Genomic DNA, 21,414 nt, shown 5'->3' with positions numbered 1-21,414 from the left:
GTGCGTCAGGGGAGGCGGCGGACGCCGCGCACGTAGGCCACGGCGCCGCTGACCTGGAGGGTGACGTCCTGGACGCCGCCGCGGGCCAGCCAGCTGCGCAGCTCGACGCTGGAGCAGCCCGGCCCGAGCAGCCCGCTGGCGCGACCGACCTGCCAGGCCGGCGACAGCGCCGGCACGGTGCCGCGCAGCAGCAGGCTGGCGCTGAGCACGCCGCCGGGCCGCAGCACCCGCGCGAGCTCGGCCACCGCGGCGGCGGGGTCGGGGAAGCAGTGCAGCCCCATGAGGCTGACGACGAGGTCGAAGGAGGCGTCGTCGAAGGGCAGGTCGGCCACGTCGGCGGCCACCGTGGTGACCAGGTGGTCGACCTTGCGGTCGGCGGCGGCGCGACGGGTCCGCTCGAGCATCACCTCGGCGATGTCGACGGCCACCACCTCCACCTGCTGGTCGGCGCGCAGCGAGCGCAGCGCCACCCCGCCGCCGCACGGCACGTCGAGCACGCGGGAGCCGTCGGGCAGGTGGCCGACCTCCTCGGCGGCGGTGAAGAGCAGCTGCTGGTCGGTGCCCAGGCCCAGGCGCCACAGCGGCCCACCGACGCCGGGGTGCTCGACGGTCCAGTCGTAGAAGGCGCCCCACAGCGGGTCGCCTTCCCAGCCGCCGGTGACCCGCCCGGGCAGGCGCGCGACCTGCTCGCCGGCCGCACGCGCCCCGACGTACGCCGAGCCGAGCGCACCGCCGACGGCGGAGACCAGGCGGGCCGGCCCGCGCGGGCGCGCCATCAGGCCCCGGCCCGCTCCGCGGCGGCGCGCACCGAGGACTCGCGCGGGGTGCCGACGGGGCCGACCAGGCCCGGCGAGCGCAGCATCTCCTCGGGCACGCCGAGGGCGTCGACGAGGTCGACCGCGATCGGGCGGACCTTGCGGCACAGCGAGGAGACCTCGCGGCTGATCGCCTTGGAGCGCTGCACCGAGAGCCGGCCGTGCTCCATGAACCACGCCCGGTCGGCCTCGATGACCGAGAGGGCGTGCAGGTCGCACAGCAGGTTGAGGGCCACCTTCTGGTCGCCGTCGGGCAGGGCGCGCACCTTGGCCACGAAGGCCTCGAGCACGAGCCGCTCCATGTGGGCGTGGGCGGCGCCGATCACGTGGTCCTGCACGCGCGAGAAGACCTGGCCGGCGTTCATGCCGCCGTCGATGCCGCGCTTGAGGCGCCGCGCGACCCCGCTGACCATGTGCTCCTCGCGGAAGCGGAGCATGCCGAGCTGGTACTCGGGGTCGAGCAGCCCGGCCTCCTGGTCCCACTCGTCGCCGCCGGGCAGCACGTCGCGCAGCCGCTGCACCAGCTTGTGCACGGCCGTCTTCTCCACGACGGTCTCGACGGCCAGGCCGGCGACGAAGCGGACCATGCCGAACTGGTCCATGTCCTCGAACTCGCTGGCGTAGCCGGTGAGCAGGCCCTTGGCCACCAGCTGCATGAGCACGGTGTTGTCGCCCTCGAAGGTGGTGAAGACGTCGGTGTCGGCCTTGAGCGCGGCGAAGCGGTTCTCGGCGAGGTAGCCCGCGCCGCCGCAGGCCTCCCGGCACTCCTGGATGGTGCGGGTGGCGTGCCAGGTGCCGAGCGCCTTGGTGCCGGCGGCACGCGACTCCAGCTCGCGCTTGGCCGTCTCGGCCTCGACCTCGTCGCCGCCGGCGGCGGTGGCCACGGCGTGCAGGTCGGCGGCGACGACCTCCTGGGCGAAGTGGAGCGCGTAGGTGCGGGCCAGCAGCGGCAGCAGCCGGCGCTGGTGCACGCCGTAGTCGAGCAGCAGCTCCTCCTGCTCGGGGTCGGAGGCCTCGAACTGGCGGCGCCGGTCGCCGTACCTGACCGCGATCGCGATCGCGACCTTGGCGGCGTTGATGCCGGCGCCGCCGACGCAGACGCGGCCCTGGATGAGGGTGCCGAGCATGGTGAAGAAGCGGCGGTTGGGGCTCTCGATCGCGCTCTCGTAGACGCCGGCGGGCGTGACGTCGGCGAAGCGGTTGAGCAGGCTCGTGCGCGGCACCCGCACGTGGTCGAACCACAGCCGGCCGTTGTCGACGCCGTCGAGGCCCATCTTGGGGCCGTCGTCCTCGATGCGCACGCCCGGCGCGGGCTCGCCGTCGACGCGGATCGGCACCACGAAGGCGTGGACGCCCTGCGACTCCCCGCCGATCTCGAGCTGGGCGAAGACCACGGCGACCGTGCCGTGGACGGCGGCGTTGCCGATGTAGTCCTTGCCGGCCTCCTCCGAGGTCGTGGTGATCACGAACTCCTGGGTGGCCAGGTCGAAGGTCGCGACGGTGCCGAGGGCCTGCACGTTGGACCCGTGGCCGGTCTCGGTCATCGCGAAGCAGCCCAGCAGCCGCCCGGCGATGAGGTCGGGCAGGTAGCGGTCGTGGTGCTCCTTCGTGCCGAGCTGGAGCACGGCGCCGCCGAAGAGGCCGAACTGCACGCCGGTCTTCACCAGCACCGAGAGGTCGCCCAGCGCGAGGGTCTCGAAGGCGGCCACCGAGGCGCCGACGTCGCCGCCGCCGCCGTACTCCTCGGGGAACCCGAGGCCGCTCTGGCCGGTCGAGGCGATCTCGACCACGACGTCCTTGACCCGCTCGCGGAACTCGTCGGGCGTCATCGTCTCGGCGTCGCGCAGCACCTGCGCGTGGTCGACGAGGCTGTCGCGCACGAGCTGGCGCACCTCGGCGTACTTCCCGTCGAGCAGGCGGGTCATCGCCGCCACGTCGACCTCGGGCTGGCGGTAGCCCGAGCGGTGACGCTCCGGCTCGGGCGTGCTCGCGGCCGGGGCGGGGGCCTCGGTGGCGGCCGACGGGGTGACGGTGGTGCTGACGGTGTCGCTCGACATGCCCCGACGCTACTCGCGGGTCACCGGGGCGCCCAGGAAAACGCCGGATCTGCCGCCCTCACGGGTGAGACCGGGGCGCGCCGGCGGGCGCGGCGCGGGCAGGGGCTCAGTCGCGGGAGACCGGCACCTTGGAGGTGGTGGTCGTCGGGTGCGACTGGAGCGGGTAGCGGTCGAACTTCTGCCCGCTGGCCAGGCCACCGACGTAGAAGGCGACCAGCGCGATCATGATGCCGGCGATGTCGTCGGCGATGTAGTGCCAGCCGAAGTAGAGGGTGGCGACGACGGTGACGCCGAAGTTGACCCAGAAGACGACCTTGAGCACACGGTTCTGCAGCGTGAACTGCACCATGAGGGCCACCAGCAGCGTGATCGCGGTGTGGAGGCTGGCGAAGCCGGCGACCGACTGCACCTGGCCCTCCAGGCCCGGGATCATGTAGCTCTGCCGGGTGTAGACCAGCGACTCCATCAGCGACGTCGTCGGTGTGTCGGCCAGCGGCTGGTAGATCGCGACGTACTCCAGGCCCGGGCCCAGGGTGGGGAGGGCGTAGTAGGAGATCGTGCCGAGGGTCCACGCCACGCACTGCGAGGTGACGAACCAGTAGCCGTAGGACATGTTGCGCGACCACACCAGCCAGGCCGTGACCGCCAGCGGCACCAGCGGCAGGAACCACAGGTAGATGTAGCTGAGCAGGTGGGCGGCGACGGTGGTGCCGAGCAGGTCGTGCAGCACGATCGCGGGGTCGTTGCCGAAGAAGAGCGCGCGGTCGAGCAGGTGCAGCTCGCGGTCGTACATCCGGTCGGAGACGAGCGGGAGGTAGGACTTGATGTTGCGGTAGCAGACGTAGACGACGTAGAAGCAGATGATGCCGAGCGCGACCAGCGTCAGGCGCTCCTTGTTCCAGTGCGAGCGCAGGCGCTCGCGCACGATCGCCGGCATCAGCGTCGGGCGGCCCTTGGAGTACCACAGCGTGCGTGGCAGCAGGTCGAGCAGCAGCGCGCCGAGCAGCAGCAGCGGCAGGCGCAGCCACGACGGGCCGAGGAAGCTGCCCTCGGGGTCGACGAGGCCCTGGTCGAGCACGGCGGCGGTGATGACGGCCCACAGGCCCATCCCGATCGCGGTGACCACGAGGAGGACGTAGGCGCGGCGATACACGCAGGTCAGTGTAAGGACTGTCCCTACGCTTCGCCCCCTCCGCGCGCCCCGGGGAGCACCGCGAGCCGCGTGGCGTCCACCACCACGCCCACCCGGTCGCCCGGCGCCACGCGGTGGTCGAGGCCCGCCACGGCGTCGACCTCGCCCACCCCGTCGACCTCGAGGACCAGCCGCAGCTGCTCCGGCGTGCCCCGCAGCGAGCGCACCGTCGCCGCCAGCGCGCCGACCTGCGCGCCCGGCTGCCCGGGGGCGGCCAGCTGCAGCGCGGAGCGGCGTACGGCGACCGCCGTGGCCCCGCCCGCGGCGACGGGCCGGCCGGCCGCCGCCAGCACCCGGTCGGCCGCGGGGCCGTGCAGGACGCGGGCGTAGCCCAGGAAGAGGGCGGTGGCCTCGTCGACGGGGTGGCGCCACACCTCGCCGATGTCGCCGTGCTGCACCAGGCGACCCGCCCGCATCACCGCGAGCCGGTCGGCCACGGTGAAGGCCTCCTCGTGGTCGTGGGTCACCATCAGCGCGGTCGTGCCGGCGCGGCGCAGGATGTCGCGCAGCTCCACGGCCAGCCGCTCGCGCAGCCCGGCGTCGAGGGCCGAGAGCGGCTCGTCGAGCAGCAGCAGCCGGGGCTCGACGGCCAGCGAGCGGGCCAGCGCCACCCGCTGGCGCTCCCCGCCCGACAGCGTGCCGGGCAGCCGGTCGGCGTAGCCGGTGAGCCCGACCAGCTCGAGCAGCTCCTCGACGCGGCGGGCCTGCTCGCGGGCCCCGGAGCGCGAGCGGCGGCGCAGGCGCAGGGCGTAGCCCACGTTGCGCCCGACGGTGAGGTGGCCGAAGAGCTGCCCGTCCTGGAACATCAGCGCGAAGCCCCGCCTGTGGGTCGGCACGCGGGCCAGGTCGTCGCCGTCCCACGCGATCCGGCCCGTCGCGGGCTCGAGGCCGGCCACCGCGCGCAGCAGCGTCGACTTGCCGCACCCCGAGGGGCCCAGCACGGCGAGCACCTGGCCGTCGGGGAGGTCGAGGTCGACCCCGCTGACGGCCGGGCGGCCGTCGTAGGACACCGAGACGTCGCTCAGCGCGAGCATCGCGCTCCTCCTGTCGTCGGGCCGGTCACGGGGCCGGTCACAGGGCCGGTCACAGGGCCCCCAGCGACGGCACGCGCAGCCGCTCGACGGCCAGCATCACACCGGCGGTGGCCGCGGCCAGCACCACGGAGGCGGCCAGGGCCATGCCGTAGTTCATCGCTCCGGGGCTGCCGATGAGGCGGTAGATGACCACCGGCAGGGTCGGGGACTCCTCGCGCGCGAGGAAGGAGGTGGCCCCGAACTCCCCCAGCGACACCGCGAAGGCGAAGCCGGCGGCGGCCAGCAGGGGGCGCCACACCACCGGCAGGTCGACGGTGAGCACGGTGCGCCAGGCCCCGGCGCCCAGCGAGGCGGCCGCCTGGCGCTGCCGGTCGTCGACGCCGCCGAGCACGGGGGCGATCGTGCGCACGACCAGCGGCAGCGCCACCAGCGCCTGGGCCACCGGCACCAGCAGCGGGGAGTCGCGCAGGTCGAGCGGCGGGGAGTCGAGGGTGATGAGGAAGCCGAAGCCGAGCGTCACCGCCGAGACGCCCAGGGGCAGCATGAAGAAGCCGTCGAGGGCCGCGCGCACCCGCCGCTCGGCCCGCCCGCGGGAGCCCCGGGTGACCACGACGGCCACCAGCAGGCCCAGGGTCAGCGACATCCAGGTCGCGTCGACCGCGGTGCGCAGCGAGGTGAGCAGCGCGTCGGTCACCGGCACCAGCAGGGCGCCGCCCTCGCCGGGGGTGCGCAGGGCGCGGTAGTTGCCCAGGCTCCAGGCGTCGTCGACGCGCAGCGAGCCGCTCACCAGCACCGCCACGGGCGCGGCGACCACCACGAGCAGCAGCGCGGTGGCGCCCAGCTGGGGGAGGTCGCCGCGGCGGGGGCGGCGCGGGCGGGGCACGACGCGCGCCAGCGTCGGGTCGGGCACCGCCCGCAGCCGCGCGGCCACCAGCAGCAGCGCGGTGACCGCCACGAGCTGGAGGATCGACAGGGCCGCGGCCGCCTGGAGGTCGAGCAGGTTGGTGGTGAGCAGGTAGATCTCGGTCTCCACCGAGGAGTAGCGCAGCCCGCCCAGGGTCAGCACGACGCCGAAGGCGGTGGCGCAGAAGAGGAAGACCACGCTGGCCGACGACACGATCGCCGGGCGCAGCGCCGGCAGGGTCACGGTGCGCAGCACCTGCAGCGGGCTCGCACCCAGCGCCGCCGCCGCCTCGCCCGGGCGCGGGTCGAGCGACTCCCACGCCGCGCCCACGCCGCGGATGACCACGGCGACGTTGAAGAAGACCAGGCCCGCGACGATCGCCACCGGGCTGCCGTCGAGGCCGAGGAAGGCCAGCGGGCCCGCCTCGCCCAGCAGCTGGCGGAAGGCGATGCCGACGACCACGGTCGGCAGCACGAAGGGCACGAGCAGCGCGGCGCGCACCACGCGGCGCAGCGGGAAGTCGAGGCGGTGCAGGGCGAAGGCGGCCGGCAGGCCCAGCAGCACCGACAGCGCCGTGGCCACCGTCGCCGACCAGACGGTGAACCACAGCACCCGGTGCACCCGCTCGCGGCCCAGCACCTCGAGCACGGCACCCGGGTCGAGCACGCCGTCGACGACGAAGCCGCGTGCGAGCATGCCGCTCACCGGCAGCACGAAGAAGACCGCCAGCACCGCCACCGGCAGCGCCGCGAGCGCCAGCAGGGTCAGCGCCCGCCTCACCGGGTGACGACGTCCGTCCACTCCTGCAGCCACGTGGCGCGCTCGGTGGCGATCTCGGCGGGGTCGACCTCGTAGGGGTCGGTGGGGCGCTCGGCGTGCCGCGCCCAGTCGGTCGGCAGCTCGGTGCCCTCGACCACCGGGAAGACGTACATCGACTCCGGCAGCGCGGCCTGCACCTCCGGCCCGGTCATGAAGCGCACCAGCGCCTCGGCCCCGGCCACGTTCTCCGCGCCCGCCAGGACCCCGACGTACTCGACCTGCTGGAAGCAGGTGTCGAGCAGCGCCCGGGTGGTCGACGAGCCGTCGTCGGCGAGGGTGAAGGCCGGGGAGGAGTCGTAGGAGACGACGACCGGGCGGTCGCCGGAACCGCCGCCCTGGGTGAAGTCGGTCTGGTAGGCGTCCGACCAGCCGTCGACGAGCTTGGCGCCGTTGTCCATGAGGTCGGCCCAGTAGTCGGGCCAGTCCTCGCCGTACTCCGCGATCGTGGCCAGCAGGAACGCCAGGCCCGGGGAGCTGGTCGTGGCCCCGGGCACCACGAGCAGGTCGCGGTAGGCGGGGTCGGTGAGGTCGTCGAGCGAGGCCGGCGGCTCGAGGTCGCGCTCGGCGAACCACGTCTCGTCGACGTTGACGCACACGTTGCCGTTGTCGACCGCGGTCAGCGCCCCGTCGTCGTCGCCGGGCACGGCGTAGTCGGAGACCCCGGCGGGGGCGTCGAAGGCGTAGGGGGCGAAGACGCCCTCCTCCAGCGCGCGGGAGGCGAAGGTGTTGTCGACGCCGAAGGCCACGTCGCCGGTCGGGGAGTCCTTGGTCAGGACCAGCTTGTTGGTGAGGCTGCCGGCGTCACCGGAGGCGCGGACCACGAGGTCGTAGCCCGACTGCTGCTCGAAGGCCCGCTCGACCTTCTGGGGCAGGACGAACGACTCGTGGGTGACCAGCACGACCTCGCTGCCGTCGCCGGTGGCCCCCTCGGTGCCGCCGGCGCCGGTGGAGGAGCCCGCACCGCCCGTGTCGGCGGCGGTCGGGTCGTCGTCGCCGCTGCCGACCAGCGAGCAGGCCGGGGTGAGGCCGAGGACCACCGCGGTGGTCAGGACGGTGAGTGCGCGCGCACGCCTCATGTGGACTCCCTTCGCCGGTGCTAACCGGAGCAGGTTCGGAGGGTCTGCGGTACGACGCGACTCGTCGTCCGCACTCTCAGCACGCCACCGGTGGCCGGTCGTGCTCCCCTGTCTTCTGCGGCCAGTGTAGGTCGCCGGCCGCTCCGGCACGGTCGGCCGCCGGGCCGTGGCCACCCGGCGCCCGCCCGGTGGGTGCGGCTGGCGGGGTCTGAGAGGCTTCCGGCGTGCCGAGCCTCCGCCACCAGCTCCTCGCGACCCTCATCCCCCGACTGCGCCGGGCCGGCGAGCTGAGCTCGCTGCCCGAGGAGCGCGAGCGCGTGCTCGAGGGGCAGGCAGGCCGCGCGCCCGGGCTGGCGACGGGGCTGGTGCCCGGCTTCGCGCGGCGCTTCACCCTGGTCACCGACTCCTCCGCCGGCTTCGACGTGCACGTGCTCGCCCCACGCGGGGTCGAGCCCGAGCGGACCCTGGTGTGGATGCACGGCGGCGCCTACGTCGCCGGCATCGACCCCTTCCACGTGCGCTACGCCGCCGCGCTCGCCCGCCGGCTCGGGGTGCGGGTCGTGCTGCCCGACTACCCGCTGGCCCCGGGCAGCACCTGGGCCGACTCCCACGACCGGCTCGTCGACGTCGTCGCGCGCGCCTGCGCCCACGGCCCGGTGCTGCTGGGCGGCGACTCCGCCGGCGGCGGCATCGCGCTGGCCGTGGCCCAGAGCGTGCGCGACCGCGGTCTCGACCCGGCGGGGTCGCTGGAGCGGCTGCTGCTGCTCTCGCCCTGGGTCGACCTCACCACCTCCACGCCCGCGACGCGGTGGTTCGCGGCGCGCGACCCGTGGCTCTTCGAGTCCAAGCTGCACGCCTACGCCGCGTGGTGGGCCGGCTCCCCCGACGACCTGGCCCGTCCCGAGGTCTCCCCGGCGCTGGGCGACCTCGCCGGCCTGCCGCCGGCGCTGGTGCTCTGCGGCACGCGCGACCTGCTCGTCCCCGGCGTACGGCTGCTGGCGCGGCGGGCCGCCGAGGCCGGGTGGGACCTCACCTACGTCGAGGAGCCCGACCTCATCCACGTCTACCCGATCCTGCCGCTCATCCCCGAGGCGCGCCGGGCCCGGCGCACCGTCGAGGCCTTCCTGCGGGGGTCGGCCCGATGAGCGGACCGGTGAGCGGTTCGGCGGGCGGCCCGGTGGACGGCACGGGGGTGTGGTCCAGCGACTTCGCGGGGCTCGCGCCGGCGGTCGCCTACGCCGTGTGGCGGCTGCGGCAGGAGGTCTTCGTGGTCGAGCAGGACTGCCCCTACCCCGACCTCGACGGCCGCGACACCGAGCCCGGCACCCGCCACGTCGTGCTCCCCGACCCCGAGCGGCCCGACGAGGTGCCGGTGCTGGGCTACGCCCGGGTGCTCGACGACGGCGACACGTGGCGCATCGGCCGGGTCGTGCTGCACCCCTCGGGCCGCGGGCGGGGCCTCAGCGGCACGCTGATGGGGGCCTGCGTGGCGTTGTGCGACGGCGACGGCGACGGCGACGGCGACGGGGGCGAGAGCGGGGTGCGCCGTGACGTCGTGCTCGACGCCCAGGCGCCGCTGGCGGGCTGGTACGCCGGCTTCGGCTTCGCCGTCGACGGGCCGGAGTTCCTGGAGGACGGCATCCCCCACGTGCCGATGCGGCGGCGCGGCTGAGAGGTCCCGGCGTGGCCTGCGGGGTCGCGGGCGTCGCGGGGGTCGTGGGGTCGCGGGGGCCGCGGGGGTCGCGCGGGTTTCGAGACGGTCGCTGGCGCTCCCTCCTCAACCACCGGGGTCGCGCGGGGCGGGGTCGGGCGGGCGTAGGGTCCCAGGCGTGCTGCGACGACTCGGACTCTCCCTGGCCACCCTCGCGCTCGCCTCGACCGGGGTGGTGGCGCTCGCGCCCCCGGCGGCGTACGCGGCCCAGGCCGGCAGCGAGGCCGGGGCGGGCGGCGACACGCTCTTCCCGCGGCAGGGCGACGCGCGCTACGAGGTGCGGTCCTACGACGTGTCGCTCGACTACACGCCCGTGACCAACCGACTCACCGCCACGACGCGGATCGTCGCCGTCGCGGCGCGCGACGTCGGCCGCTTCGACCTCGACCTCGAGGGGCTCGACGTGTCGCGGGTGCTGGTCGACGGCGAGGAGGCCGCCTTCTCGCGCGACGACCACGAGCTCACGGTGCGCCCCGACGGCGGGCTCGACCGGGGGCGCTTCACGGTGCGCGTCGACTACGGCGGCGAGCCGCAGGAGCACATCGACCCGGACGGGTCCACCGAGGGCTGGGTCCGCACGGCCGACGGCGCCACCGCCCTGGGCGAGCCGGTCGGCACGATGACCTGGATCCCCTCCAACAACACCCCCGGCGACAAGGCGCGCTACACCTTCCGCCTCACCGTGCCCACCGGCTACGAGGCCACCGCCAACGGCGTGCTCGTCTCCCAGCGCGACGAGGGCCTCACCACCACGTGGACCTGGCGGGCCGACGACCCGATGGCGACCTACCTGGCCATGGTCTCGATCGGGCAGTTCGACGTCTTCGAGTCGCAGACCGAGTCGGTCGACGGCCGCACGATCCCGATCTGGTCCTTCACCGACGTGACCGGCGGCGACGCCGCTGCGGCGCGGCGGCTGCTGCCGAAGGTGATCGCCTTCCAGGAGAGGCTCTTCGGCCCCTACCCCTTCGACGCCGCCGGGCTGGTCGTCGACGACGCCGACGTGGGCTACGCGCTGGAGACCCAGACCCGCCCGTTCTACCCCTCGGTCGGCGCCGCCGACGGCGCGCTCGTCCACGAGACCGCGCACCAGTGGTTCGGCGACTCCGTGACCCTGGTCGACTGGCACGACATCTGGCTGGCCGAGGGCTTCGCGACCTACGCCGAGTGGCTCTGGGACGCCCGCCACGGCGGTGACACCGCCCAGGAGCACTTCGACGACCTGTACGCCACCCCGGCCTCGGGTGCCCTGTGGCGCCCGGCGCCCACCGAGTTCACCGACGCCGCCGACCTCTTCGGCAGCCCGGTCTACAACCGCGGGGCGATGACGCTGCACGCGCTGCGCAAGGAGGTCGGCGGCGACGACTTCTTCCGGATCGTGCGGCTGTGGGCGCAGCGCAACGAGGACGGCAGCGTGCGCACCGCGCAGCTCGTGCGGCTCGCGGAGCGGGTCTCCGGTCGCGAGCTGTCGCCGCTCTTCCGCACCTGGCTGGAGAAGGCGGGCAAGCCGGCCGGTTACTGACCGCTGGGCTCGGAGTCGCTGGGTCCGCGGCCGCTGGGTCCGCGGCCGCTGGGTCCGCGGCCGCTGGGTCCGGGGTCCCTGAGTCCGGGGCCGCTGGGTCCGGGGTTCCTTAGTCCGGGGCCGCTGGGTCCGGGGTCCCTGGGTCCGGGGCCGCTGGGTCCGGGGCCGCTGGGTCCGGAATCGTGGGACCTTCGGTCGGTGGGCCCGGGGTTGTCGGCCTGGCCGGGGTCCGCGGGTCGGCGTGGCTCGCGGACCGGCCCGTGCTGGCGCAGGAGCGCGATGGTGGCCCAGCCGAGGGCGTCGAGCGCCCGCTGCGGCGACCACGGTTCCTGCCGGTCGCAGAGCGCGACCCGGAGCCCGTCGACCAGACCCTGGAGCACGTCGAGGGCGACCTCGTCGTCGAGGCCGGTCAGGTGTCGGATCCAGTGGCGCTCCTGGGTCCGGGCCTGCGCGACCGCCGCGGCGAGGGCGTCGTCAGCCCGGGCAAGCTCGCAGAGGGCCAGCCACACTCTGACCGCCCGGTGGCCCTCCTCACCGTGGGGCAGCAGCGTCGCGAGGGGACCGTCGCCCCGGCCCCTGCCGCCGAGGTCGCTGGTCGCTCGCACACCGGCCCAGGCCCGGACGCACATCAGCTGCATCAGCCGCTCCCGTCCGCCGAGGTGGTGCAGCACGGTGCTCGGGCTGAGGTCGGCCTCGGCCGCGATCCGGCGCAGCGACAGGGCCTCCACCCCGTCACGCGTCACCAGCCGCGACACGGCGGCCGCGAGCTCCTCGACGCGGTAGGTGGTGTCGAGGATCCGGGGCACGGCGTCATCCCAACACGGTCGGACGCAGCGCGTCGCCGGCTCTCCACAGGCCCGGTCGCCACCGGCCGCCTCTGCACGGACCGGTTCACCGCCGGCTGCCCCTCGCGGCCGCCGGTCGCTCGTCGGGCAGTCCGCGGTGAGCGTCCGCGGGTTGAACGAACGTTCGATCAACCCGCGAGCGACTCCCCCGCGAAGCCGGAGCGACCSGCCGCACCGACCARCAGCGAGCCCAAGGGCGGAGCGCTCCGATCACGCCGACACGTTGAACGAACGTTCGATCAACCCACGAGCGACTCCCCCGAAGCCGGAGCAACCCGCCGCACCRACCAGCAGCGAGCCCAAGGGCGGAGCGCTCCGATCATGCCGAGACGTTGACGAACGTTCGATCAACCCGCGAGCGACTCCCCCGGAAGCCGGAGCGACCAGGCACGCTCGGTCGGCAGCAGGCGCGGGCCGGGCGGGCCTGCGGCGGTGGGAGCGCGGCGGTGGGAGCGCGGCGGTGGGAGCGCGGCGGTGGAGCGCGGCGGTGGGAGCGCGGCGGTGAGGATCCGCGGACGGACCGAACGATCCACCACCCCTGGCGCCGCCCCCGGAGAGCCGCGCCGACGGGCGCGCCAGTCAGCGACGGACGCGAGCCGAGCGCGAGGACCCCGCGGTCATGACCGGGGTTGGACGAGCGTTCGACCACGCCCAAGGCACGTCCTTGGGGAGCGACTCGCGAGATCCGGTCACCCGTCGCCGATGCCTGTCGCGGGGCCGAGCACGGTGGCTGCTCCGCGCGCGGGGCGTCGACTCAGCGGGTCCCTTCCCCGCGGTCGAGCCGCACGTGGTCGGCGTGCCAGCTCGTCGCCGGCTTGGCCCGGGTGTCGCCGCAGGACCCGAGGCGGGGCGCCACCGTGGACGACAGGTGGACGGTCGCCACGAACGCACCCGCGGGGTCGACGACCCGCAGCACGGCCCGCTGTCCCTCTGCCTGTCCCTCTGCCTGTCCCTCTGCCTCTCCCTCTGCCTGCCCCGCTGCCTGCCGCCCCTCTGCGTGCACCTCGGCACGCGGCGGCGGGAGCGCCTCGAGGCTGACCGCGAGCGGCACGTCGTGGGCCAGCCCGAGCCGCTCGCGCACCGCCAGCTCGGCGACCTGCTCGGGCGCGGACCGCCCGGCGCTCCCCCGTACGCGCCCGGGCGGGAGCGCACCGGCCACGACGGCCTCGGCCACCGCCACGGCGTCGTCGGCGCCGACCCGGCCGAGGGCCAGTCCGCTGGGGAGGGCCAGCAGGGTCCCGGAGAAGCGGTGGCCGCCGAGGTGGGTGGTCTCCCAGGTGCCCTCGGGCCAGCGGGCGGCCAGCGCCGCGGCGACCGGGCGACCGAGCTCGGCGCAGCACAGGTCCCGCGAGCCGTTGGTGCACACCAGCCACAGCGGCTCCGCGTCGTCGTGGTGGGGCAGCAGCCCGGAGCCCTCGGGGTCGTGGGGGTCGACCCCGGTGACGGCGTCGGCCGAGGGCAGCGTGGCCGACCAGAGCCGCGGTGCCTCCCCGTCGTCGAGGTGGGCCACGACCACCCGGGCCGGTGTGACCTCGCCGGGCAGCGGCGTACGGGCGCCGGGGCGACGGAGCAGCTGGACGCGCACGTCGCGCAGACCGGCGAGGTGGGCGCGAGCGGACTCGGGCAGGCGCGACTCGCGGAGCGCCTTGCGCCCCCACGGCCCGGGCTGCTCGAGGAAGAGCCAGCGACGGTCGGTGGGTGCGGTGCCGGCGAGCGGCTCGTCGTCGGCGAGGCTGGCGGCGGCGCAGCGGAGGTCCACCGGCCCATCAGACCACGCCGCGTGGCTCGGGCCTCGGCACGGCTGTGAGCTCGGACCCGGCACGGGGCGCAGGGCCGGGCGCGGGGCCGAGCGCGGAGCCGAGCGGGGGGGCCGGGCGCAGGGCCTGACCGGGGTCCGGGGCGCCCGCTCACACCACCTGCCGACCACCGACCCAGACCGCCTGCACGAGCGGCACCCCGGGCCGGTAGGCCAGGTGCACGTGGCTCGGCGCGTCGAGCACGACCAGGTCGGCGCGGGCCCCGTCGGTGAGCCGTCCGACGTCGTCGCGGTCGAGCGCGGCCGCCCCGACCGCCGTGGCCGCGTGCACGGCCTCGCCCGCAGTGAGGCCCATCTCGCGCACGGCCAGGGCGATGCAGAAGGCCATGCTGCTGGTGAAGCTGGAGCCGGGGTTGCAGTCGCTTGCCAGTGCCACCCGCACGCCGGCGTCGAGCAGCCTGCGGGCGTCGGGGTAGGGCTGCCGCGTGGAGAACTCCACGCCCGGCAGCAGGGTCGCGACCGTGGCCGTCTCGCGCAGCGCGTCGACGTCGGCGTCGGTGAGGTAGGTGCAGTGGTCGACGGCGCTCAGCCCGAGCTCGGCGGCCAGCAGCACCCCGGGCCCGGGCCCGAGCTGGTTGGCGTGCAGGCGCCCCCGCAGCCCGACCGCCGCTCCCGCGGCGAGCACCGCGCGGGCCTGGTCGGCGTCGAAGGCGCCGGTCTCGCAGAAGACGTCGATCCACCGGGCGTGGGGCGCGGCGGCCTCCAGCATCGGCCCGGTGACGAGGTCGACGTAGGCCGCCGGGTCGTCGGCGAGCTCGGCGGGCACGACGTGGGCCCCCAGGTACGTCGTCTCCTCGGTGAACTGGCGCGCCACCGCGAGCGAGCGCGCCTCGTCGCGCACGGTCAGGCCGTAGCCGCTCTTGGTCTCCAGCGTCGTCGTGCCCTGCCGACGCATCTCCGCGACCAGGCGCGCCACCGTGGCGGTCAGCTGCTCGTCGGTGGCGGCGCGGGTCGCGGCGACCGTGGTGCGGATGCCGCCGGCGGCGTAGGGACGCCCGGCCATCCGTGCCTCGAACTCCGCGGCCCGGTCGCCGGCGTGCACCAGGTGGGAGTGGGAGTCGACGAAGCCCGGCAGCACGGCCCGCCCGCCGAGGTCCACGCGCAGGTCGGCCGTCGGCGCCGACGCCGCCGGCCCCACCCACGCGACCCGTCCGCGCTCGACCAGCAGCGCCGCGTCGTGGCGCAGCCCGAGCAGGTCGTCGTCCTCGGGGTCGTTGGTCACCAGCTCCCCGATGCCGGTCAGCAGGGTGGTCGGCCCGGCGGCCCCGCCCGCACCGGACGGGCCGGACGGGCCGGACGGGCCGGGCGGGCCGGGCGGGGTGAGGGGGGTGTGCGGGCCACCGGTCACGGCAGGACCTCCTGGATCGCGGCGGCCAGGGCGGCGCCGAGGGGCTGGTCGGGGGCCGGGGCCCTGGGGCCGACGACCCAGCGACCGTCGACCATGACGGCGAGGACGTCGGCGGCGCTCGCGGCGAAGACGGCGGTGTGCTCGTCGTCGCCGGTGCCGGCGGTGCGCGGGGAGGTCGTGTCGAGCACGACCAGGTCGGCCCGGGCGCCGACCTCGAGGCGTCCGGCGTCGGGGAAGCCGAGCCCGGCGTGGTCGGTGCCGGCCGCGAGGAGCTCGCCCGCGCTCCAGTGACCGCGGCGGCGCGAGGTCAGCCGCTCGTCGAGCTCCAGGGCGCGCATCTCCTCCCAGGGGTCGACCACGGCGTGGCTGTCGCTGCCCAGCGAGAGGACCGCTCCCGCGTCGGCGAGACGGCGCGCGGGGCCGACGCCGTCGCCGAGGTCGCGCTCGGTGGTCGGGCAGAGGCAGACGCGGGTGCCGGAGCCGCCGAGGAGGTCGACGTCGGCGTCGGTGAGGTGGGTGGCGTGGACCGCGGTGGTCCGGGGGCCGAGCGCGCCGGCGTCGGCGAGCAGGCGGGTCGGGGTGACGCCGTGGGCGGCGAGGCAGGCGGCGTTCTCGGCCGGCTGCTCGGAGAGGTGCACGTGCAGCGGGCCGCCGGCGGCCGCGGCCACCACCGTCGGCAGGTCGGCCCGGGGCACCGCCCTCACCGAGTGGATCGCCGCGCCCACGACGACGTCGTCGCTCCCGTGCAGCCGCTCGATCAGCGCGGCGCGCCGCTCGGCCCAGGCCTGCGCGGAGCCGTCGCTGCACCGCCGCTGCACTCCCTCGACCGGGGCGCCGAAGCCGCTGCTGAGGTAGCAGGTGTCGAGCAGGGTCAGCCGCAGTCCGACCGCGCGGGCGGCCTCGACGAGGGCGAGCTCCATCGCGTGGTCGGGGTAGGGGGTGCCGTCGGGTCGGTGGTGGAGGTAGTGGAACTCCCCAAGGGTCGTCACGCCCGAGGCGACGATCTCCCCGAGGACGGCCCGGGCGAGGCGGTGGTAGGAGTCGGGGTCCAGGCGCGCGGCGACGGCGTACATCTGCTCGCGCCAGGTCCAGAACGTGCCCCGGCCGCGCTGGGTGCGCCCCCGCAGCGCGCGGTGGAAGGCGTGGCTGTGGGCGTTGGCCTGCCCCGGCACGACCAGGCCGTCGAGCACCACCGCCTCGCGCCCCTCGCCCACCGCGCCCCCCGGCTCCACGCGCGTGAAGCGACCGTCGGCCACCTCCACCAGGACGTCGTCGCGGGTGGCGCCGCCGACCCACGCCCGCCGCAGCACGTACGCCGCGGTGGCCGCGCCGGCCCCGGCGCCGGCCGGGCGGGCAGCTCCCCGGGGCGAGCCGCCGGTCGCGGGGCCGGTCGAGGGGCCGGTCGCGGGGCCGGTCGCGGGGCCGGTGACAGGTCCGCTCACCGCGCCAGCACCTCGAGCGCGTCGGCCAGCGCCTCGACGCCGGCGAGGCAGTCGGCGACCTCGGCGTGCTCGGCCGGGGAGTGCGAGACGCCGGTGGGGTTGCGCACGAAGAGCATGGCCGTCGGCACGCCGGCCGCGGCGAGCACGCCCGCGTCGTGGCCGGCCTGCGTGTCGAGCACCGGCCAGCCGCGCCCGACCGCGTCGAGGACCCCGACCAGCGCCGGGTCGAAGCCCACCGCTCCCGAGACCGACTCGGGGTGCACCGCCAGCGAGGTGCCGTCGCGCTCGGCGCGGGCGACGCCCTGGGCGGTGATCGCGGCGACCAGCGCCTCCAGCTCGGGCTCGCTCGCGGCCCGGGCGTCGAGCCAGGCGCCGACCTTCGAGGCGATGACGTTGGTCGACCCCGGGGTCACCTCGACCCGCCCGATCGTGGCACGGGCCCCGGCCAGCCGCGCCTGCTTGTGGGCCGCGAGCGCGATCATCGCGAAGGTCAGCACCGGGTCGGCGCGGTCCTCCATCCGGGTCGTGCCGGCGTGGTCGGCGCGGCCCTCCAGGTCGAGCCGCCAGCGCCCGTGCGGCCAGATGCCGCGAGCCGCGCCCACCGGCGCGTCGAGGTCGACCAGTGCCCGGCCCTGCTCGACGTGCAGCTCGACGAAGGTGCCGACGCCCTCGAGCAGCCCGGTCCCCGGCCCTGTGCCCGATCCTCCGCGCGACCCCACGCCCGACCCTGCGCCCGGCCCCTCCTCGAGCCCTTGCCCCAGCCCGGCCGCCTCCAGCGCGTCGGGCAGCCGCACGCCGTCGGGGTCGACGAGCTCGCGCAGGTCGGCCCACGCCGCCCTGCCGGTGGCCCACCGCGAGCCCAGGCACGCCCGCCCGAAGCGCGAGCCCTCCTCCTCCGCGAACACCGACACCCCGACCGGACGGCCGGGCCGCACGCCCCGCTCGCGCAGCCGGTCCAGCGCGGCCAGGGCCGAGACGACGCCGAGCGGACCGTCGTAGGCCCCGCCGTCGTCGACGGAGTCGAGGTGCGAGCCGGTCAGCACCCCCGGACCGCTCGCCCCCTCCGGGCGCCACCACGCCACGACGCTGCCCAGCCCGTCGACCCGTACGTCGAGCCCGCGGCCCGCGCACTGCTCCAGGAACCACGCGCGCAGCTCGCGCTCGGCGCCGTCCCACGGCCGCCGGTGGTAGCCGCCGGTGCGCGCCGAGCGGCCGACGGGTGCGAGGTCGCGCCACATCGCCTCGAAGTCCGGGCGACGGCCGGCGGGCCGCTCAGCGGGGGTGTCGGGCACAGTGACCTCCGTGGAGTTCCGAGACGTGGTGCGGCGTCGCCGCATGGTGCGCCGCTACAGCGACCGACCGGTCGACCCGGCCGTGGTGACCCGCGCGATCGAGCACGCGACCCGTGCGCCGAGCGCCGGCTTCAGCCAGGGCTGGGGCTTCCTGGTGCTGGAGGACCCCGCCGACGTGCGCCGCTTCTGGGAGGCCACCAGCGACGACGTGGACGACCCCGGCCCGTGGCTGGCGGGCATGATGACCGCGCCGGTGGTGATCGTGCCGTGCAGCAGCAAGGCGGCCTACCTCGCCCGCTACGCCGAGCCCGACAAGGGCTGGGAGGACCGCGCGGAGGCGCGCTGGGCCAAGCCCTACTGGCACATGGACGCCGCGATGGCCAGCCTGCTCATCCTGCAGACCGCGGTCGACGAGGGCCTGGGGGCCTGCTTCTTCGGTGTGCCCCCGGGGCGCGAGGCCGCGCTGCGCGAGGCGTTCGGGCTGCCCGACGAGGTCGACCCGATCGGGGTGGTCACCCTGGGCCACCGGGTCGCCGACACCGGCAGCGCCGGCTCTCCGGCGCGCCGTGGGCGCCGGCCGCTGGAGGAGGTCCTCCACCGCGGCCACTGGGGAGCCGGCGCGGGCGCCGCCAGCGGCGCCGACGGTGCCGACAGCGGGGCGGCGGACGACGACGGGTAGCGGCACCGAGCCAGTCCAACGGCCGCCGCGCGGCCGGTCAACGCGCCGGGGGGCCAGGCCGTCTCGGATCCGAGACGGCTCGTCCCCGGGGGGTCCGTAGGCTGGGGCACGCGGAGGTGAGGTCAGATGAGCGACGAGACCCGGGCGGCCCGCAGGGACCAGGCCGCCGACGAGCGCGAGCGGCGCAAGCGCAGCGGGCAGAGCGCGGCCGCCGCCCGCATCCAGCACCAGTCCAGCTGGGTCGACCAGCAGATCCGCGTGGCCATGGCCCGCGGCGACTTCGACGACCTGCCCGGCGCCGGCAAGCCGATCCAGGGCCTCGGCACCGACCATGACCCCGACTGGTGGGTCAAGAAGCTCGTCGAGCGCGAGCAGATCACCGCCGTGCTGCCGCCGAGCCTGGCCCTGCGCAAGGAGGACGCCGAGCTCGACGCCCGCCTCGACACCTTCACGATGGAGGCCGAGGCGCGCCGGGCGGTCGAGGACTTCAACGCCCGCGTGCTGCACGCTCGCTACACCCCCACCGACGGCCCGCCCCTCATCACCATGCCGCGCGACGTGGACGCGGCCCTCGCCGGCTGGCGGGCCCGGCGCGAGGAGCGGCGCGAGGCCCAGCGCCAGGCGCTCGCCGCCCAGGCCGCGGCCGCTCCCGCCCCGCGGCGCCGCTGGTGGCACCGGCGCGCAGCCGACCGGTAGCCGCGGCCTCCCACCCGGCCGCCGACGCACCCACCAGCCCCACCCACCGACGCACCCTCCGGCCCACCCACGGCAGCGGCCCGCCCCCGTCCGTCCGGCGAGAGATCGGTCATACCCGTCGGTAACCGTGCGCTGCTACGTTCGCGCGCATGCGACCCAGCAAGGACTTCTTCCGCCCCCTCGCGGTGGGTGCGCCCACCCCGCCCACCGACATCCCGGCCCGCCCCAGCCGGGCGATCCACTTCTTCGACCCGAGCAACGCGAAGATGGCGGCCAAGATCCCGCAGATGGTCGGCGGCGTCGACGTCCTGCTGGGCAACCTCGAGGACGCGGTCAAGGCCGACAACAAGGTGGCCGCGCGGGAGGGCCTCGTGCGGATCGGCCAGGAGACCGAGGGCCTCGGCGGGCCCGACAGCCCCACGCAGCTGTGGACGCGCATCAACTCCCTCGACAGCCCGTGGGCCCTCGACGACCTCACCACGTTGGTGCCGGCGATCGGCCACAAGCTCGACGTGGTCATGGTGCCCAAGGTGCAGGGCGCCGAGGACATCCACTACGTCGACCGCCTGCTGGCCCAGCTCGAGGCCAAGGCCGGTCTCGACCGCCCGATCCTGGTGCACGCCATCCTCGAGACCGCGCGCGGCATGGCCAACGTCGAGGAGATCTGCGGCGCTAGCCCGCGCATGCAGGGCCTCAGCCTGGGCCCGGCCGACCTGGCCGCCGACCGCCGCATGAAGACCACCCGCGTCGGCGGCGGCCACCCCGGCTACCTCGTGCGCCAGGACCCGCCCCGCAACGAGCTCGGCGTCGCCGAGATCGAGGCCCCGCGCTCGGTCTTCCAGCAGGACCTGTGGCACTACACCATCGCCCGCATGGTCGACGCCTGCGCGATGCACGGCATCTACCCCTACTACGGCCCCTTCGGCGACATCGCCGACGTCGTGGCCTGCGAGGACCAGTTCCGCAACGCCTTCCTGCTCGGCTGCGTCGGCACGTGGAGCCTGCACCCCAAGCAGATCGCCATCGCCCACCGGGTCTTCAGCCCGTCGGTCGAGGACGTGGCGCACGCCCGGCGCGTGGTCGCGGCCATGGGCGACGGCACGGGCGCGGTGATGCTCGACGGCAAGATGGAGGACGACGCCTCCCTCAAGCAGTGCCTGGTCATGGTGGAGCTGGCCGAGCAGCTGGCCGCCATCGACCCCGAGCTCGCCGAGCAGTACGCCGCCGCCGGGTCGGAGGACTGAGATGACCGAGCACCCCACCGCGCCCGAGACCCCCGCGCACACCCCGCTGCGCTCGGTGCTCTACATGCCCAGCTCCAACGAGCGCGCCCTCGAGAAGGCCAAGTCGCTGCCGTGCGACGGCCTCATCCTCGACCTCGAGGACGCCGTCGCCCCCGACGCCAAGCCCGCGGCGCGCGAGGCGGCCGCGGCCGCCGTGGCGTCGGGCGAGTACGGCCGGCGCACCGTCACCATCCGCGTCAACGGCCTCGGCACCGAGTGGCACGACGCCGACCTCGTGGCCGCCGCCCAGGCCGGCCCCGCCGGCGTCGTGGTGCCGAAGGTCGGCAGCGCCGACGAGGTCCGTGCCCTGGTCGCCGCCCTGGAGAAGGCCGGCGCCCCCGACCACACCCGGCTGTGGGCCATGGTCGAGACCCCGCAGGCCATCCTCGACGTGCGCGAGATCGCCGCCGCCTCCGACCGGCTCGCGGTGCTGGTGATGGGCACCAACGACCTGGTCAAGGAGCTCTACGCCGAGCACGTGCCCGGCCGCGCGCCGCTGCTCACCTCGCTGTCGCTGTCGCTGCTGGCCGCCCGGGCCGCCGGCGTCGCGGTCCTCGACGGGGTCTACAACGACGTGAAGGACGCCGACGGGTTCCTCGCCGAGTGCCGCCAGGGCCGCGAGATGGGCTTCGACGGCAAGACCCTCATCCACCCCGGCCAGGTCGAGGGCGCCAACACCGCCTTCGCCCCGAGCCCCGAGGCGGTCGAGGACGCCCGCGGCGTGCTCCAGGCGTGGGAGGACGGTCGGGGCTCGGGCGTGGTGACCTACCGCGGCAAGATGGTGGAGAACCTCCACGTCGAGTCCGCGACCCGCACGCTGCGCATCCACGAGGCGATCACCGCGCTGCAGTGACCCGGCGGTGATCCCGGCGGTGGTCCCGGC

General features: G+C 75.8%; 18 protein-coding genes and 1 riboswitch. Of the genes, 7 read left to right on the top strand and 11 right to left on the bottom strand.

Features of this window, described 5'->3' with window-relative positions; translation table 11 throughout:
* Window positions 1-5: 5 nt before the first annotated feature.
* The 6 genes from ASF50_RS17045 to ASF50_RS17020 all read right to left on the bottom strand — a co-directional run bounded on the left by ASF50_RS17045 (window position 6) and on the right by ASF50_RS17020 (window position 7,897).
* Window positions 6-776, bottom strand: coding sequence for a class I SAM-dependent methyltransferase (locus tag ASF50_RS17045; protein WP_056905280.1), 771 nt, complete (start codon window positions 774-776; stop codon window positions 6-8).
* A complete protein-coding gene (locus ASF50_RS17040) occupies window positions 776-2,872 on the bottom strand; it encodes an acyl-CoA dehydrogenase (protein WP_082503325.1) in 2,097 nt (698 codons plus the stop codon). Before ASF50_RS17040 ends, ASF50_RS17045 begins: the two co-directional genes overlap by 1 nt.
* A gap of 106 nt (window positions 2,873-2,978) precedes the next feature.
* Window positions 2,979-4,025, bottom strand: coding sequence for a phosphatase PAP2 family protein (locus tag ASF50_RS17035; RefSeq protein WP_165699049.1), 1,047 nt, complete (start codon window positions 4,023-4,025; stop codon window positions 2,979-2,981).
* Window positions 4,026-4,048: 23 nt separating this feature from the next.
* Window positions 4,049-5,098: an ABC transporter ATP-binding protein gene (locus tag ASF50_RS17030; protein ID WP_056905279.1), complete on the bottom strand. Its 1,050-nt coding sequence runs from the start codon at window positions 5,096-5,098 to the stop codon at window positions 4,049-4,051.
* A gap of 49 nt (window positions 5,099-5,147) precedes the next feature.
* Window positions 5,148-6,782: an ABC transporter permease gene (locus ASF50_RS17025; RefSeq protein ID WP_056905448.1), complete on the bottom strand. Its 1,635-nt coding sequence runs from the start codon at window positions 6,780-6,782 to the stop codon at window positions 5,148-5,150.
* Complete coding sequence (locus ASF50_RS17020; RefSeq protein ID WP_056905278.1) at window positions 6,779-7,897, bottom strand: thiamine ABC transporter substrate binding subunit; 1,119 nt, start codon at window positions 7,895-7,897, stop codon at window positions 6,779-6,781. The genes ASF50_RS17025 and ASF50_RS17020 overlap by 4 nt, the downstream gene beginning before the upstream one ends.
* Window positions 7,887-8,017: riboswitch (TPP riboswitch) on the bottom strand. Its footprint overlaps the gene before it by 11 nt.
* A 104-nt stretch (window positions 8,018-8,121) precedes the next feature.
* Between ASF50_RS17020 and ASF50_RS17015 the strand changes: the two genes are divergently transcribed.
* From ASF50_RS17015 to ASF50_RS17005, 3 genes are all read left to right on the top strand, one after another.
* Window positions 8,122-9,042 (top strand): alpha/beta hydrolase, encoded by a 921-nt coding sequence (locus ASF50_RS17015; RefSeq protein WP_056905277.1) that lies wholly within the window; start codon window positions 8,122-8,124, stop codon window positions 9,040-9,042.
* Window positions 9,043-9,050: 8 nt separating this feature from the next.
* Window positions 9,051-9,569, top strand: a complete 519-nt coding sequence (locus tag ASF50_RS17010; protein ID WP_235557725.1) for a GNAT family N-acetyltransferase — start codon at window positions 9,051-9,053, stop codon at window positions 9,567-9,569.
* 157 nt (window positions 9,570-9,726) lie between these two features.
* Window positions 9,727-11,130 (top strand): M1 family metallopeptidase, encoded by a 1,404-nt coding sequence (locus ASF50_RS17005; protein WP_056905275.1) that lies wholly within the window; start codon window positions 9,727-9,729, stop codon window positions 11,128-11,130.
* On the opposite strand, the gene ASF50_RS19175 is transcribed toward ASF50_RS17005, so the two are convergent.
* From ASF50_RS19175 to ASF50_RS16980, 5 genes are all read right to left on the bottom strand, one after another.
* Window positions 11,124-11,936, bottom strand: coding sequence for a TetR/AcrR family transcriptional regulator (locus ASF50_RS19175; protein ID WP_056905274.1), 813 nt, complete (start codon window positions 11,934-11,936; stop codon window positions 11,124-11,126). The two genes, ASF50_RS17005 and ASF50_RS19175, sit on opposite strands and share 7 nt — an antisense overlap.
* Before the next feature lie 793 nt (window positions 11,937-12,729).
* Complete coding sequence (locus tag ASF50_RS16995) at window positions 12,730-13,734, bottom strand: sucrase ferredoxin (RefSeq protein ID WP_056905273.1); 1,005 nt, start codon at window positions 13,732-13,734, stop codon at window positions 12,730-12,732.
* Between the two features lie 148 nt (window positions 13,735-13,882).
* Complete coding sequence (gene hutI, locus ASF50_RS16990; RefSeq protein ID WP_056905447.1) at window positions 13,883-15,037, bottom strand: imidazolonepropionase; 1,155 nt, start codon at window positions 15,035-15,037, stop codon at window positions 13,883-13,885.
* A gap of 98 nt (window positions 15,038-15,135) precedes the next feature.
* Window positions 15,136-16,581, bottom strand: a complete 1,446-nt coding sequence (locus ASF50_RS16985) for a formimidoylglutamate deiminase (protein WP_082503322.1) — start codon at window positions 16,579-16,581, stop codon at window positions 15,136-15,138.
* Window positions 16,578-17,873: an allantoate amidohydrolase gene (locus ASF50_RS16980; RefSeq protein ID WP_321163144.1), complete on the bottom strand. Its 1,296-nt coding sequence runs from the start codon at window positions 17,871-17,873 to the stop codon at window positions 16,578-16,580. The genes ASF50_RS16985 and ASF50_RS16980 overlap by 4 nt, the downstream gene beginning before the upstream one ends.
* A 10-nt stretch (window positions 17,874-17,883) precedes the next feature.
* On the opposite strand from ASF50_RS16980, the gene ASF50_RS16975 reads away from it, so the two are divergent.
* The 4 genes from ASF50_RS16975 to ASF50_RS16960 all read left to right on the top strand — a co-directional run bounded on the left by ASF50_RS16975 (window position 17,884) and on the right by ASF50_RS16960 (window position 21,384).
* Window positions 17,884-18,552, top strand: a complete 669-nt coding sequence (locus ASF50_RS16975) for a nitroreductase family protein (RefSeq protein WP_056865255.1) — start codon at window positions 17,884-17,886, stop codon at window positions 18,550-18,552.
* Window positions 18,553-18,678: 126 nt separating this feature from the next.
* Window positions 18,679-19,248 (top strand): DUF1992 domain-containing protein, encoded by a 570-nt coding sequence (locus tag ASF50_RS16970; protein ID WP_056905272.1) that lies wholly within the window; start codon window positions 18,679-18,681, stop codon window positions 19,246-19,248.
* A 149-nt stretch (window positions 19,249-19,397) separates the two neighbouring features.
* Window positions 19,398-20,492, top strand: coding sequence for an HpcH/HpaI aldolase/citrate lyase family protein (locus ASF50_RS16965; RefSeq protein WP_056864901.1), 1,095 nt, complete (start codon window positions 19,398-19,400; stop codon window positions 20,490-20,492).
* A 1-nt stretch (window position 20,493) separates the two neighbouring features.
* Window positions 20,494-21,384, top strand: a complete 891-nt coding sequence (locus ASF50_RS16960; protein WP_056905271.1) for an HpcH/HpaI aldolase/citrate lyase family protein — start codon at window positions 20,494-20,496, stop codon at window positions 21,382-21,384.
* The last annotated feature ends 30 nt before the right edge of the window (window positions 21,385-21,414 follow it).

Source organism: Nocardioides sp. Leaf307 (genome assembly GCF_001423135.1).
GTDB classification, from domain to species: domain Bacteria; phylum Actinomycetota; class Actinomycetes; order Propionibacteriales; family Nocardioidaceae; genus Nocardioides; species Nocardioides kribbensis.
Note: the sequence above shows the minus strand (reverse complement) of the source record. Positions and strands in the feature narration are given on the sequence as shown.

Excerpts from the sequence above, each read along its gene's own strand:
- ASF50_RS17045 (WP_056905280.1), bottom strand. The coding sequence starts at position 776 with ATGGCGCGCCCGCGCGGGCCGGCCCGCCTGGTCTCCGCCGTCGGCGGT.
- ASF50_RS17040 (WP_082503325.1), bottom strand. The coding sequence starts at position 2,872 with ATGTCGAGCGACACCGTCAGCACCACCGTCACCCCGTCGGCCGCCACC.
- ASF50_RS17030 (WP_056905279.1), bottom strand. The coding sequence starts at position 5,098 with ATGCTCGCGCTGAGCGACGTCTCGGTGTCCTACGACGGCCGCCCGGCC.
- ASF50_RS17020 (WP_056905278.1), bottom strand. The coding sequence starts at position 7,897 with ATGAGGCGTGCGCGCGCACTCACCGTCCTGACCACCGCGGTGGTCCTC.
- ASF50_RS16970 (WP_056905272.1), top strand. The coding sequence starts at position 18,679 with ATGAGCGACGAGACCCGGGCGGCCCGCAGGGACCAGGCCGCCGACGAG.
- ASF50_RS16965 (WP_056864901.1), top strand. The coding sequence starts at position 19,398 with ATGCGACCCAGCAAGGACTTCTTCCGCCCCCTCGCGGTGGGTGCGCCC.
- ASF50_RS16960 (WP_056905271.1), top strand. The coding sequence starts at position 20,494 with ATGACCGAGCACCCCACCGCGCCCGAGACCCCCGCGCACACCCCGCTG.